Raw genomic sequence first — 13,257 nt, 5'->3', positions numbered from 1 at the left:
GTTCCCATGACGCTGCGCTATCTGATCGCCTCCCTCGCAATCTGCCTCACCGCCCATGCCCCCGCGGCCATGTCGGCCTATCCGGAAAAACCCATTCGCCTCGTCGTGCCCTGGGCCGCGGGCGGCAGCACCGACGCGCTGGCGCGCGCCGTGGCGCAGCGGATGAGCGAATCGATGGGCCAGCCTGTGGTCGTGGAGAACCGGGCAGGGGCATCGGGCCGCATCGGCGCCGAGGCCGTGGCAAAGGCGGCCCCCGACGGCTATACATTGGGCGTCATCGAACTGGCCCATACGGTCGCGCCGTCGGTGTTCCGCCAGATGCCATACGACCTGCTGCGCGATTTCACGCCGGTCTCGCTGCTCGGCGAATCGCCGCTGGTGCTGTTCGCCGATAGCACCCGCTATCGGCCCGGGGAGGCCCAGCGCTTCCTTGCCGATGCGCGCAAGCAGGCCAAACCGCTGCAACTGGCCACGAGCGGCAACGGCACGATCAGCCATCTGGCGGCCAAGATGCTGGAGGCGCAGGCCACGATTCCCATCGATGCGGTGCCATACCGCGGCTCCGCGCCCGCGCTCACCGATGTCTCCTCGCAACTGGTCGCGGGCCATTTCGCCACGCTGGCAAGCGGCAGCAGCCTGCTTGGCGCGGGCAAGATCACGGCGCTGATGGTTACCGGACCGGCGCGCATTGCCGCGCTGCCGAATGTGCCGACCGCCGCCGAAGCGAAACTGCCGGCGCTGCAGATCAGCCAGTGGTGGGCCATCGTTGCACCGGCACGGACGCCGTCGACGGTGGTCGCGCGGCTTGGGGACGAGGTGCGGGCGGCGCTGACCAATCCGCAGACCAAGGCGCGGCTGGATAGCCAGGGCATCGAGCTGAAGGCCTCGTCGCCCGCGCAACTCGGCGACAGGCTGCGCGGCGAGGTCGATCGTTGGGCGGCGCTGGTAAAGCAGGCCGGCATTCAGCCGGAATAAGGATCGGCGCGGATCCCGTCATCGCGGCGGGATCCAATCGATCATCAGGCACGGTGGCCCGTGTCGCCGATCGCGGCCAGCAGGGTATTAGGCGCGTTGGTCCGTGTCGCCGATCGCCGTCAGCAGGTATCAGGCGCGTTGGCCCACGTCGCCGATCGCGGCCAGCAGGTCGTCCGCGTGGACCATCAATTCGCGTACGCGCCGCAGCGCCCGGTATTGGTTCAGCACGGCGCTCCACTGCGGCGATTCCAGCAGTTGATGCCAGACCGGCTCGAGTTCTCGCGAATCCGCCTGCTGCGTTTCGATCAGCTTGCTGGCGAATGCCAGCGTGGCCGGTGCGGACAGCAGCTGCATCCGGCTCGCTGCGCTCAGCACGCGTGGATTGGATTCGGCGGGCGCATCGCTGCAATACAGGACCTTGCTGGCGACCCCGGCCTCGTCGGTTGGCAGCGCGCTCAGCGAGGCGCCACGCAGGCGCACGGTGCCTTGTTCCGTCTGGAATGCATACGTGACGTGTTGCTCGGCGTGGGCGAGCAGGCGCAAGCCGCGCAGCAAGCGAGGGAGATCCGTCGTGGCCGCATCCACCGAAGCCTTGGCTTCGACGAGCAGGCAGACGTCCCACGCCGGTGTTTCGTCGTCGGCCTCATCCTCCGTGCTGGCCTGCCTGAGCAATACCGCATCCCATTCGGTCTTGGCTCGCTCGTGGCTGGCCGGCAGCGACGCCGGCACGCGCATCGAAGTCACCACGCGGTAAGGCGCCGACGTTCCCTCCGCGTCGTTGAGCCGCTGTGCCAACGCCCGCAGCGCCTGTGCGGCCAGCGCTTCGGCGGCGGCCCCGCGCTGCCGCGAGGAAGCGCCCTGCGCCGTCGCGGTGGCGGTTCCCGAGCGAGGACCTTGCCGGTCCCATAGCGACCGATATTGGCGGACCTGTGCATCCGAGCTCAGCGCTTCGAGGCGTCGCAAGCGTTCCAATGCGGGGCTGTCCAACAGTTGCGCCAATGCAGGTTGCAGCGGCGCTGCGTTTGGCATGGCGTTCGGCGCCTCGTTCGAGGTCGCCGGCATGGCGAGCAGGCGTCGAACCGTATCGTGCAGCGCCGCCCACGAGGAAGCCGAGGCCGCCGCGTGGAGCTGCGTCATTGCCTCGCGCTGCGGGCCAGAAGCATTCCGCTGCGGCTTGTTCGGGTGGGCCACCGCGTTGACGACGGCCAGCACCAGCCTGCGGTCCTGCTCGGCACGGGCCGCCAGCGATGCGTACTCGCGCACGTGGGGCACCCGATGCCGAAGGACCATCGCCTGGAAAGCCGGGTCGCCCGCATCCGGCCGGATCGCTTCCCGCACCATGCGCGCGAGCGATTCGATGAACAGATGTTTCAGTGCGGCGCCCGGGACCTCGCCGTTGGCGAGGGCGAAGCGCGCCTGCTCGATGGTCACCGCCAGCGCCGTCGCGGGATTGGCCTCGTGAATCCGTTCCGATACGGCGCCGATCGCCGGCAAGCGATACCGGCGTGCGACGGCGCGCAGCGTGTCGTCGAGCAGGGCGGGCGGTGGCGGCAGCGGCAGGGACATGCGTGCAATGGTAGCAATGACTCACGCGCCCAACGACTCCAGCGCCAATGAAGCCCGCACCAATGATGCCCGCACCGGATACGCCCGCGCCGATGACTCCAGCACCGATGACTCCAGCACTGATGACTCCCGCACCCCAACGCGCCCCGATGTCCCCCGGGGCAACCGCCACGCAGTCCTGTTACCCCGCGCGCGCCATGGCACCGAGGCGCCCGAGCACGTCGTCCAGCTCGGCGTTCAATGTCGCCACCAGTTCCGCCGCCGGCAGCGAACGCGCCAGCGGTGCGGCCTGGCCCGCCCATTGCGCGGCGAAGTCCGCGCTGCCGGCCGCCTTGGCCGCGGCGTGTAGCGCCTTGCCGGCGTCATAGGTGATCGGGTAATCGGGGATCGGCGGCGCATCGGCCGCGACGCCCAGTTCGGTGAAGCGATTGACGAAGCCGCGCGCGGCGCGTCCGGAGATGGCGCGCGTCAGCGTGGTGGGACGCGTCTGCTCCGCCAGCAGCGCTTCGCGATACGCGGCATCGGCCACCGTCTCGGGGCATGCCACGAACGCGGTACCGAGCTGCGCCGCTGTCGCGCCCAGAGCCAGCGCGGCCGCGATGCCGGCGCCGTCCATGATGCCGCCCGCCGCGATCACCGGCAGGCCGGTCTTGCGCACCAGCAGCCGGACCAGCGCCATCGTGCCCAGGCCCTCGTCGAAGCCCTGCGTATCGAACACGCCGCGATGGCCGCCGGCCTCGACGCCCTGCGCGACCACGGCATCGATGCCGGCCGCTTCCACCTTGCGCGCTTCCGCGATTGTCGTCGCCGAGGCCAGCAGCACGATACCCGCCTCGCGCAGCGCGTCGATCCATGCCTGATCCGGCAGGCCGAAGTGGAAGCTGACGACCGCGGGCTTTTCCTGCAGCAGCATCTCGTACATGGCCTCGTCGGCGACGAAGCTGCGATAGATCTCGCGCAGCGAAGCCGGCGGGGTCGCGCCGAATTCGGCGAAGCGCGGCGCCAGGTAGTCGAGCCAGCCGCGTTCGCGCTGCGCATCGGCCTGCGCTGGCACATGGCAGAACAGGTTGATGTTGAAGGGGCGATCGGTCAGCGCGCGCGTGTCGCGGATAGCCTGGCGTGCGGCATCGGCGTTCATCGCGCCGACGCCGAGCGAGCCGAGGCCGCCGGCGTTGGAAACGGCCGCGGCCAGCGCCGGCGTGCTGACGCCCGCCATCGGGGCCTGGATGATCGGCGTCGACATGCCGAGCCGGGCCAGCAGCCCGTTCTCAGCGGAAGATTCAACGGAAGAGGGGGTCATCGGATGCTCCTTCGGGATCGGGCCGCTCAGCCTTGGCGCAGCTCGTGCAGCAATGCTTCGTAGGCGGCGGTGGTGAAGCCGGCACGCTTGACCAGGAAGGTATGCGCGGCGCGCACCGGCACGGTGTGGAAGTCGTCGCTGTCGCGATGCAGCGCCAGCAGCGATTTGGGCAGGATGGCGAAGGCCGAGCCCGCGCTGACGCAGGCCAGGATCGCGTGATAGGAGGGCATTTCGCGCACGGTCAGGTTGCGGCGCAGGGCCTCGTCGGCCTGCGCCAGCCATTCCTCGGCGCAGCGGCGGTAGGTGCAGCCGCGCGAAAAGCCGGCGAGCGTGCGCAGCCTGACGTCCTGCGGCCGGCGCACGCGCGGATGGCTGGCCGGCAGCACCAGCACCAGTTCCTCGGTGAACAGGAACGTGCCTTCGAGCCCGGGCGCCATGTCCTCCATCGACAGCTGGCGCGGCGATCCAGTGCCAGGATGGGCGACGATCGCGCAGTCGAGCTGATGCATGGCGACCGCATCGGCCAGCGCCTGCGCGGTGCCGGTGCGGATCTCGACATCGACCAGCGGATAGCTTGCGTGATAGCGGGCCAGCGGCTTTGGCAGGCGGGCGGCCGCGGCGCTTTCCATGGTGCCCAGCCGCAGCTTGCCGGTGGGCACGTCGTGCCGCATCGCCTGCCGCGCTTCCTCGGCAAGCGCCAGCAGCCGCTCCGCATAAGCCAGCAGCTTTTGCCCTTCGGCGGTCAGCGTCATGCGCTTGCTGTCGCGCTGGAACAGCGTCACGCCGAGGCTGTCCTCGAGCTGCTTGATACGCGTGGTGACGTTCGACTGCACGCGATCGAGCGCACGCGCGGCCCGCGTGACGCTCTGCTCCTGCGCCACGGCGCGGAAGATTTCCAGTTCGGCCAGTTCCATCCGGATGCGGCGCGGTGTCTCGCGTCGTTCTCAATTCAGGAATGAAGATGGATCAAATATCCTGTATCGAGAACGATAAGTCAAGGCGGCCACAAAGGGCGAGGCGGCCACGAAGGACCTACGAAGGACCCACGAAGGACCCCCGAAGGACCCACGAAGGACCCCCGAAGGACCCACAAAGGACCCACAAAGGACCCCCCAAAGCAAAAAGGGAGAACGCAGTGCGGTGGTCAAGTTTTATCAGACAGTCGTTAAGGTGGTCTGGTTGAACTTGTCCTCGTAATCCTGCGGCGACTCATACCCCAGTGTCGAATGCAGACGCATGGGGTTATAGAAGCCAACGATGTACTGCATGATGTCGCGCCGGGCTTCGGCCCGGTCGGCGTAGCGGCGCTGCCACACGCGCTCCATTTTCAAGTTCAGGAAGAAGCGTTCGGCCACCGCGTTGTCCCAGCAGTCGCCCAGGCGGCTCATGCTGCAGACCATCCCGTGACGCGCCAGCAAGCTCTGGTACTCGTCGCTGGCGTACTGGCTGCCACGATCCGAATGCACGATCAGACCCGGCCCCGGCTTGCGGTGCGCAATGGCCATCTGCAACGCGCTTACCACCAGGGTGGACGGCATGGCCGCGGCCATGGACCAGCCCACGACCTTGCGGGAGTACAGGTCCAGCACCACCGCCAGGTACAGCCAGCCCTCTAGCGTGCGGATATACGTGATATCCGACACCCACGCCTGGTTGGGCGCCGCGGGTCTGAACTGTCGATCCAGCACGTTGCGCGCGACCGGCCGGTCGTGCCGGCTGTTGGTCGTTGCCACAAATTTGCGTTTCCACACCGGACGCAGATGGGCCTGACGCATCAGCGTGCGAGCGCGATACCGGCCGATCTTGACCCCTTGCCGGCTCACATCCCGCGCCACCCGCCGGCTGCCATAGGTGCGCCCGCTGGCCTCGAATGCGGCGCGCACGTACACCATCTGTCTGGTCCGCTTGGCGTCGCCACCGGGGCGGCGCAAGAACGCATAATAGCCAGCGCGGCTGACACCCAGCGCCAGGCAGGCGCGGCTCAGGGGAATGGCCTCCTTCTGCAAACCACTGACTGCGTGATACATCACTTCAGTTCGCGGGCGAAGAAGGCCGATGCCTTTTTTAGGATCAGGTTGTCCTCCTTCAGGCGCCGGTTCTCTTCCTCCAGCTGACGGATGCGTTGCTGCTCCGGCGTCAGCGGCCTACCAATCCCCTTCTCGCCCTTGAGCTCGGCGTCGTACTGGGCCAGCCAGCGCCGTACGGCCGTCTCGCCAATGGCCATCGAGTGGCACACCTCGGCCACCGACAGGCCTTGATCCCGGATCATCCGGACCACCTCCAGCTTGAAGGCAGGGTCAAATTTGCGGCGTTGCTTCATGGTTCGGTCTTTTTCCTCGTCGATCGTGATTTTCCACTTATCGACCTGTCTGAGGAAATTGAACCACCGCACAGTACGCGTTCTCCCTCCTGGAGCGTTCGACAGGGTGGTCCGGCGTGGCCGGCCCCCAGTCCGATCAGAAGTCCTCGGCGTCCACGTCGTAGTTCGCCGGCTCCCAGCGGATCGCCAGCAGCGCCAGCAGGCCGGCCAGCGGCGCCAGCGCGATGACCCAGAACACCTTGGTGCTGAGCGCGGCGGCCAGCACCGGGAACAGGAACAGCGACAGCGTGGAGCTGGCGCGCATCAGCGTCTGGTTGAAGCCCACGCCCACGCCGCGCAGCGAGGTTGGGTAACTCAGCGAGGCATAGGTCATCGTATGCGCGCCCGGACCGAAGCCCTGGCCCAGCAGGAACACGGCCAGCAGCGCGATCGCCGCCACCACTTCGCTGACCCCGTCCGGTTTGCCGACCAGCGCCAGGCCGACCAGCGCGGCCAGCTGGAACGCGTAGCCGACCACGGTCAGCTTCCACGCGCCGACCCGCGGCACCAGCCGCACGCCGATCAGTCCGCCGACGAAGGCGAACAGCAGGTTCAGCGCCAGCGAGATCAGGATCGTGTTCAGCATGGTCTGCGCCAGGAAGCTGGCGATGATGACCGGCAGGCCGAAGGCGACCGCGTTGTAGGCGAACGACGAAGCGATCGACATGATCGTCGCCAGCACCGTGCGGCTGCGATAGACGCCCTGCAGCAGCACCGCGTAGTTGCCCCAGGACGCGGCGCGCTTGGCGGGCTTGGCAACCGCGTCGGGTGCAACCACCGCGTCGATGCCATAGGACCGCTTCAGGATCCGCGCGGCCCCTTCAAGGTCGCCCTGGTTGGCGGCCCACACCGGCGATTCGCTCATGTACTTGCTGCGCACCGCGATGATGACCAGCGCCGGCACCGCGCCGAAGCCGAGGATGATGCGCCAGAGCAGCCCGCTGTGCGACTCGGGCAGGACCGCGTAGCACAGCAGCACCAGTAGATACGACACGCAGATCGCCGCATACCAGGTGGGGCACCACATCGCCACGCGCGAGGCCTTGTTGCCGCGGCCCTGCAGCTTGGAGAACTCGGCGAGGAACGCCATCGCCACCGGCAGGTCGATGCCGACGCCCAGGCCCATCACGAAGCGGGCGCCGGCCAGCACGTATTCGTTCGGCGCCAGCGCGCAGGCGATGGCCGCCACCACGAAGAACAGCATGTCGGCCATGAAGACGCGATAGCGGCCGATGCGGTCGGTGAAATAGCCGCCGAGGAAAGCGCCGACGATGGCGCCGAAGGTGATCGCCGACGCGACCATGCCCGTGCCGGCCGGCGTCAGGTTGAATTCGCGGGTGACGTCCTTCAGGCCGAAGGCCAGCGCGCCGAGGTCGTAGGCGTCTAGGAACACGCCGCCCAGCGCGATCGCGACCACCATGCGCGCATTGCTGGCCTGGGCGCCGCCCTGGTTGACCAGTTGCGAGACATCGGCGGCGGAGCGGATGACGGCCTTGTTGGGTGGAGCGGCGGTGGCGGCCGCCTGTTGCGCTTCGGCAGGGGAGAGGGTGAGGTCGACGGACATGGGGATCGTGATGGGAGCATGCGCCGCGCGCCGGGAGAGGCGGCGGCGCGGCGAATGCTACGCCAGCACGATCGCTGATCCAAATGACTTATTGTTATATCTTTAAGGACGCTGGAATTCCGGGCCTTGGGGCGTCCCGTTTCCCATGTTCGGTATATGTTTCAAATGTTCCGTGGGCCTTGCGGTCTTGCCTGCATGCCGTCTTACGGCCGGCTGCTTCCCGTTCCCTCGAAGGCCGAGCGCAGCGCTGCCGCGTCCAGCTTCTTCATCTGCAGCAGGGCTTGAACCAGCCGGTCGATGCCCGCCTGGTCGCCGGAGCGCATCAGCGTGTCCATCTCCGCCGGCACGATCTGCCACGAGATGCCGAACGGATCCTTGCACCAGCCGCATACCTCGGCTTCGGGTACCGCGGAGAGCTTCGACCAGTAATGGTCGATGCTCGCCTGGCCCTCGCACGGCACGACAAACGAGATGGCCTCGTTGAAGGCGAAGCCGTGCGGGTAGCCGCTGTCCATCGCCGCCATCCACGTATTGCCTAGCCGGAAGTCGGAGAACATCACCGAGCCCGCCGGATTCGGCTCCATGCCGGGCCCATAGCGGACCAGTTGCCCCGCCTGCGAATCCGGGAAGATCTCGCGCCAGAACTCGCCCGCCGCCTCCGCCTTGCCGCAGGCATCGCCGGTGAACATCAGCGCCGGCACGATCGGCGGCCGGGATTCGCTCGACGTATCGGTCAGCATCAATTGCCAGGACAGCCCGTAGCGGTCCTGTATCCAGCCGAAGCGCGCGCTGAAGGGGTAGGCGTCCAGCGGCATCAGCGCCTGGCCGCCATCGACCAGCTTGTCCCACATGGCATCCAGCCGCTCGCGCGCCTGAGGATCGCGGCCCGGATCGAACAGCACGAAGAAGGAGATCGACGGATTGAAGCGGAACATCGGGCCCGCCGAGATCGCCATGAAGGGCTGGCCCCATAGCGTGAACCGCACGAGATCGCAGTCGCCGGACGGCGTATTGCGGATCTGACCAACGAAATCGACGGCCGAATCCGGAAATACCGATACATAGAAGCGCGCCGCTTCGACGGCCTCCTTGTCGTACCAAAGGTGCGGGACAAGGGTGGGCGGTGAGGCGACAGGCGGGGTGACAGGCGTGGTCATGTGCCGGGCTCCTTTTCAGGCATCTCGAAAGGAAAACGGCGCCATGCCGGCCGCCGTTTTGCGATGAAACTCCAGAGTAGTCGCCGCACGCGTCCGGCACAAATCCTGGGCGCAAAAAATCCCCAGGGTGGAGTGCCCTGGGGATCGGGTATTTCGGGATCGCGTGTTTCAGGGCCGCATGTTTGGGCGGCCCGGCGCCGCTATTTCTGCACGGCTGGCGCCGGCGCCGGCGTGCGCAGCGCTGCCTCATGACTGGCCGAGGCCGAACGCCGATGGTCGATCATCGAGACCGCCAGCGCGGCGATCACGGCCGGAATCGCGATGGCGACGAAGTTCTGCTGCAGCGGCAGCGCCATGCCGACCAGCATGCCGATCACGATCGGGGCCAGGATCGCGCCGCTGCGGCCGACGCCCGACGCCCAGCCGATGCCGGTGCCGCGCGCGGCCATCGGATAGAACTGGCCGGCATAGGCGTACGTCACGATCTGCGTGCCGATGGTCGACGCACCGGCCAGGCCCACCAGCACGAACAGCACCGGCGTCGGCACCGGGTAGCCAAGCAAGGTGATCGAGACCGCCGCCAGCGCGTACATGCCGACCAGCACGTGCTTGATATTGAAGCGGTCCGCCAGCCAGCCGCCGCCGACCGCGCCGATCATCGCGCCGAAGTTCAGCACCAGCACGAAGGTCAGCGCCGAGCCCAGGCTGTAGCCGGCGCTGGCCATCAGCTTGGCCAGCCACGAGCTCAGCGCGTAAACCATGAACAGGCACATGAAGAACGCGACCCAGAACATCACGGTGCTGAAGCCGCGGCCGTCCTGGAACAGCTTGCCGATCGGCGCCTCGCCGGCCTTCAGCTCGGGCAGCGCAAAGCGGTCGTCCGCTTGCGGCCGGTAGGACGGCTCCAGCCGGCTCAGCACCTTCTTGACCTCGTCCAGGCGTCCCGAGCGGATCAGGAAGGGCATCGACTCCGGCAGCGACTTCATCACCATCGGGATCAGCAGCACCGGCAATCCAGCGGCCAGGAACACCGATTGCCAGCCGTAGCTCTCGATCAGGCCCTTGCCGACCACCGCGGCCAGCATGCCGCCGACCGAATAGCCGCTGAACATCAGCGTGACCATGGTGCCGCGGATCTTGCGCGGCGAGTACTCGGTCATCTGCGCGACGACATTGGGCATCACGCCGCCGATGCCCAGGCCGGCGAGGAAGCGCGTGACGCTGAACGTCACCGGATCGCTGGTGAAGCCGGCAGCCGCGGTAAAGACCGAGAACAGCACGATGCAGATGGCAATGGCCCAGCGCCGGCCGATGCGATCGGCGATGGTGCCCAGGAAGATCGCACCGAACATCATGCCGAACAGCGCGGAACTGACCATGAAGCCGGCCTGCGTCGCGTCGACGCCCATCGACTGCATGATCGACGGCAGGGCGATGCCGGCCACGGCCAGGTCGTAGCCGTCGAAGATGATGATCAGCGCGCACCAGAACAGCACGAGCCCATGGAAGCGGTTGAAGCGGGCCTCGTCGGCCAGCTGGTGGACGTCGATTTGACGCATGGTTGTCTCCTTGCAGTCCGGTTTCTACCGGCTCTGTGATGGGTGAACGATCGGGTACGGGGCCGACGGGGCCGCCAGGACGCCGCGCCGGCGTTCCCGGCGGCGTGCGGCGACTATTGCGGCAAGTTCTGCGGCAACTCTTGCGGCAACTCTTGCGGCAACTCTTGCGGCAAGTCGTGCGGCGACCGCGTGATCGGCGCCATGGCTGTCGACTGCGGATCGCGCACGAAATCGACGATCGCCGCGATCAACGCGTCGGGCTGATCGCGATGGGGCGAATGGCCGCACTCCGGCAGCTCCAGCAGGCGCGTCTGCGGCACGCGGCGCGCAATGCCGTGGATCTGCTCCAGCGTGCCGTACTCGTCGTCGAGCCCCTGCACCGCCAGCAGCGGGCAGGTGATGCTGGCAATCTCGGCCTCGATCGACCAGTGGCGGAACGGCGGATGCAGCCAGATGCCATTCCATCCCCAGAAGGCCGAGTCCGGATCGTCGTGATAGCGCGCCAGCCGCTGCCGCAGGTCGGTATTGAGATAGGCTTCGCGCGCCTTCTCGATGCTCGAGACCGACAGGTCCTCGACCAGGATGTGCGGGGCCAGCACGATGGTCCCGGCGACGCGCGACGGAAACCGCGCCGCGTACAGCAGCGCGATGGAGCCGCCATCGCTGTGCCCAAGCAGCCAGGGCGGTTCGGCCTGGGCGTCGATGCCGAGCGCCGTCAGCAGCGTGGGCAATACCTCGTGCGCCTGGCGGTGCATGAAATCCGGATGCCAGACCTCGTCCGCGGCCCGCGGCGTCGAACGCCCATAGCCGGGCCGCGAATAGACCAGGCCGCGCCACCCGAGCGCCTCGCAGACGCGCTGCGGAAAATCGCGCCACATCGCCACCGATCCCAGGCCCTCGTGCAGGAAGACCAGCAGCGGGGCGCCGGCGTTCTCCGTGCCCAGCCGCTGATATTCGATCCGCACCGGGCGGCCGGCCCAATCGATCTCGACGAATTCGACCGGCGCGCTCATTGCAGCCCCGCCAGTGCCAATTGCCCACTCGGCGAGATCAGCACGTTCGACGCGACGTCGCGGCCGCAGTCCATGGGCTGCTGTCGCTGTTGCTGCTGCTCCTGCTCCCGCAGCCGGAAGCGCTGGATCTTGCCGGTCGCGGTCTTCGGCAGGCTGTCGACGAACTCGATCAGCCGCGGGTACTTGTAGGGCGCCAGCCGTTCCTTGACGAAGGCCTTGAGCTCGGCGTCGTCGCACTGCGTACCGCGTTTGAGCACGACAAAGGCCTTGGTGCGCGTCAGCCCCTGCGGGTCGTTGACGCCGATCACCGCGGCCTCCAGCACGGCGGGATGCTGCATCAGCGTGGCCTCGACCTCGAACGGCGAGACGTAGATGCCGCTGACCTTCAGCATGTCGTCGCTGCGGCCCGCGTAGCAGTAGGTGCCATCGGCGTTGCGCACGTACTTGTCGCCGCTTTTGGTCCAGCTGCCCTGGAAGGTCTCGCGCGACTTGTCGCGATTGCCCCAATACATCAGCGCCGCGCTCGGGCCCTGGATATAGAGGTCGCCCACCTCGCCGTCGGGCACCGGCCGGCCTTCCTCGTCGCGCAGTTCGATGTTGTAGCCGGGCACCGGCCAGCCGGTGGTGCCGTAGCGGACCTGCCCCGGGCGATTCGACAGGTAGATATGCAGCATCTCGGTCGAGCCGATGCCGTCGATGATCTCGCAGCCGAAATGCGCGGTGAAGCGCTGGCCCAGTTCGGCCGGCAGCGCCTCGCCGGCCGACGAGCACAGCCGCAGCGCCACCTGTTCGCGCGCCGGCAGCGCGGGCGAGGCGAGCATGCCGGCATAGCCGGTGGGCGCGCCGAAGAACACCGTGGTGCGATGGTCCAGCCAGCGCCGGAAGATCGCCTCGGGCGTGGGCCGCTCCGCCATCAGCACCACGGTGGCGCCGACGCTGAGCGGAAAGGTCAGGCCGTTGCCCAGGCCGTAGGCGAAATACAGCTTGGCCGCCGAGAAGCAGACGTCGTCCTCGTTCAGGCCGAGAATCGGCTTGGCGTAGAGCTCCGCGGTCCAGTACGGATTGGCCTGGCTGTGCAGCACGCCCTTGGGCCGGCCGGTGGAGCCGGACGAATACAGCCAGAAGCCGGGGTCATCGGGACCGGTGGCTGCGGCCGCCGGCTGCGGTGCATGGTCGGCGATCAGCGCGTCGAGCGAGACCATGCCGGCAGGAAAGGTGCTCCCATCGCCGTTGGCGCCCTCGGGGCGGGACACGATCACGTGGTCGACCTCATGGCCGCCTTCGCCCATCGCCTTCGCCATGGCCTGCTCCAGCACCGGCAGCAGTGCCGCCGACACCAGCGCCGCGCGGGCGCGGCTGTGCTGCAGCATGTAGGCGTAGTCGTCGGGCGTCAGCAGCGTGTTGACCGCGACCGGCACGATGCCGGCGTAGATCGCGCCGAGGAAGCAGACCGGCCAGTCGCTGCAGTCGTGCATCAGCAGCAGCACGCGTTCCTCGCGGCGTACGCCGAGGGCTTGCAGCGCGGTCGCGAACCGGCGCACGCGCTCGGCCAGTTCGCCGTAGCGCAGGCGGCCGTGGTCGTCGATATAGGCGGTCTTGTCGCCGCGGTGCGCGTTGCCTTCCAGCAGGTGCTGGGCGAAGTTGAAGGGCGTGGTGGGCGCGACCACCGGCGGAGGGTCCGAGCCTGGCGCGGTGGCGGTGATCGTGGTCGCGGTAGTCGTCGTTGCGGCTGCCATGCGTTGTCTCCCCATCTGTTCTATGGAC

General features: G+C 67.8%; 10 protein-coding genes. 1 reads left to right on the top strand and 9 read right to left on the bottom strand.

The window, feature by feature from the left end; all coding sequences use genetic code 11:
* Window positions 1–6 precede the first annotated feature (6 nt).
* Entirely contained in the window at window positions 7–975 is a 969-nt protein-coding gene (locus tag KZ686_RS17685; protein ID WP_226105126.1) for a tripartite tricarboxylate transporter substrate binding protein, read from the top strand.
* 129 nt (window positions 976–1,104) lie between these two features.
* On the opposite strand, the gene KZ686_RS17680 is transcribed toward KZ686_RS17685, so the two are convergent.
* The 9 genes from KZ686_RS17680 to KZ686_RS17640 all read right to left on the bottom strand — a co-directional run bounded on the left by KZ686_RS17680 (window position 1,105) and on the right by KZ686_RS17640 (window position 13,229).
* Window positions 1,105–2,535 carry a 3-deoxy-D-arabino-heptulosonate 7-phosphate synthase gene (locus KZ686_RS17680; RefSeq protein WP_265635271.1) on the bottom strand — a complete coding sequence of 477 codons (1,431 nt, stop codon included), beginning with the start codon at window positions 2,533–2,535 and terminating at the stop codon, window positions 1,105–1,107.
* A 187-nt stretch (window positions 2,536–2,722) separates the two neighbouring features.
* The gene (locus tag KZ686_RS17675) at window positions 2,723–3,841 is read right to left on the bottom strand and encodes an NAD(P)H-dependent flavin oxidoreductase (protein ID WP_149319930.1); all 1,119 of its coding nucleotides are present in this window, start codon (window positions 3,839–3,841) and stop codon (window positions 2,723–2,725) included.
* Window positions 3,842–3,867: 26 nt separating this feature from the next.
* Window positions 3,868–4,755 (bottom strand): LysR family transcriptional regulator, encoded by an 888-nt coding sequence (locus KZ686_RS17670; protein ID WP_265634574.1) that lies wholly within the window; start codon window positions 4,753–4,755, stop codon window positions 3,868–3,870.
* 240 nt (window positions 4,756–4,995) lie between these two features.
* A protein-coding gene (locus KZ686_RS17665; protein WP_390885778.1) for an IS3 family transposase occupies window positions 4,996–6,185 on the bottom strand; the annotation gives its coding sequence in 2 pieces (ribosomal slippage) (window positions 4,996–5,897 and window positions 5,897–6,185; 1,191 coding nt in all).
* 112 nt (window positions 6,186–6,297) lie between these two features.
* Window positions 6,298–7,764, bottom strand: coding sequence for an MFS transporter (locus KZ686_RS17660; RefSeq protein ID WP_150082401.1), 1,467 nt, complete (start codon window positions 7,762–7,764; stop codon window positions 6,298–6,300).
* Window positions 7,765–7,967: 203 nt separating this feature from the next.
* Window positions 7,968–8,921: a VOC family protein gene (locus tag KZ686_RS17655; RefSeq protein ID WP_226105132.1), complete on the bottom strand. Its 954-nt coding sequence runs from the start codon at window positions 8,919–8,921 to the stop codon at window positions 7,968–7,970.
* 200 nt (window positions 8,922–9,121) lie between these two features.
* Window positions 9,122–10,480, bottom strand: a complete 1,359-nt coding sequence (locus KZ686_RS17650) for an MFS transporter (protein ID WP_226105134.1) — start codon at window positions 10,478–10,480, stop codon at window positions 9,122–9,124.
* Between the two features lie 113 nt (window positions 10,481–10,593).
* On the bottom strand, window positions 10,594–11,493 hold the full coding sequence (locus KZ686_RS17645; protein WP_265634571.1) for an alpha/beta fold hydrolase: 900 nt from the start codon (window positions 11,491–11,493) through the stop codon (window positions 10,594–10,596).
* Entirely contained in the window at window positions 11,490–13,229 is a 1,740-nt protein-coding gene (locus KZ686_RS17640; protein WP_265634569.1) for a benzoate-CoA ligase family protein, read from the bottom strand. Before KZ686_RS17640 ends, KZ686_RS17645 begins: the two co-directional genes overlap by 4 nt.
* Window positions 13,230–13,257: the final 28 nt, after the last annotated feature.

The organism is Cupriavidus cauae (genome assembly GCF_026210475.1).
GTDB lineage: Bacteria > Pseudomonadota > Gammaproteobacteria > Burkholderiales > Burkholderiaceae > Cupriavidus > Cupriavidus cauae.
The sequence above is the reverse complement of the archived record's forward strand: the minus strand, read 5'-3'. Positions and strand labels throughout refer to the sequence as shown.

Excerpts from the sequence above, each read along its gene's own strand:
- KZ686_RS17685 (WP_226105126.1), top strand. The coding sequence starts at position 7 with ATGACGCTGCGCTATCTGATCGCCTCCCTCGCAATCTGCCTCACCGCC.
- KZ686_RS17675 (WP_149319930.1), bottom strand. The coding sequence starts at position 3,841 with ATGACCCCCTCTTCCGTTGAATCTTCCGCTGAGAACGGGCTGCTGGCC.
- KZ686_RS17670 (WP_265634574.1), bottom strand. The coding sequence starts at position 4,755 with ATGGAACTGGCCGAACTGGAAATCTTCCGCGCCGTGGCGCAGGAGCAG.
- KZ686_RS17660 (WP_150082401.1), bottom strand. The coding sequence starts at position 7,764 with ATGTCCGTCGACCTCACCCTCTCCCCTGCCGAAGCGCAACAGGCGGCC.
- KZ686_RS17655 (WP_226105132.1), bottom strand. The coding sequence starts at position 8,921 with ATGACCACGCCTGTCACCCCGCCTGTCGCCTCACCGCCCACCCTTGTC.
- KZ686_RS17650 (WP_226105134.1), bottom strand. The coding sequence starts at position 10,480 with ATGCGTCAAATCGACGTCCACCAGCTGGCCGACGAGGCCCGCTTCAAC.
- KZ686_RS17645 (WP_265634571.1), bottom strand. The coding sequence starts at position 11,493 with ATGAGCGCGCCGGTCGAATTCGTCGAGATCGATTGGGCCGGCCGCCCG.
- KZ686_RS17640 (WP_265634569.1), bottom strand. The coding sequence starts at position 13,229 with ATGGCAGCCGCAACGACGACTACCGCGACCACGATCACCGCCACCGCG.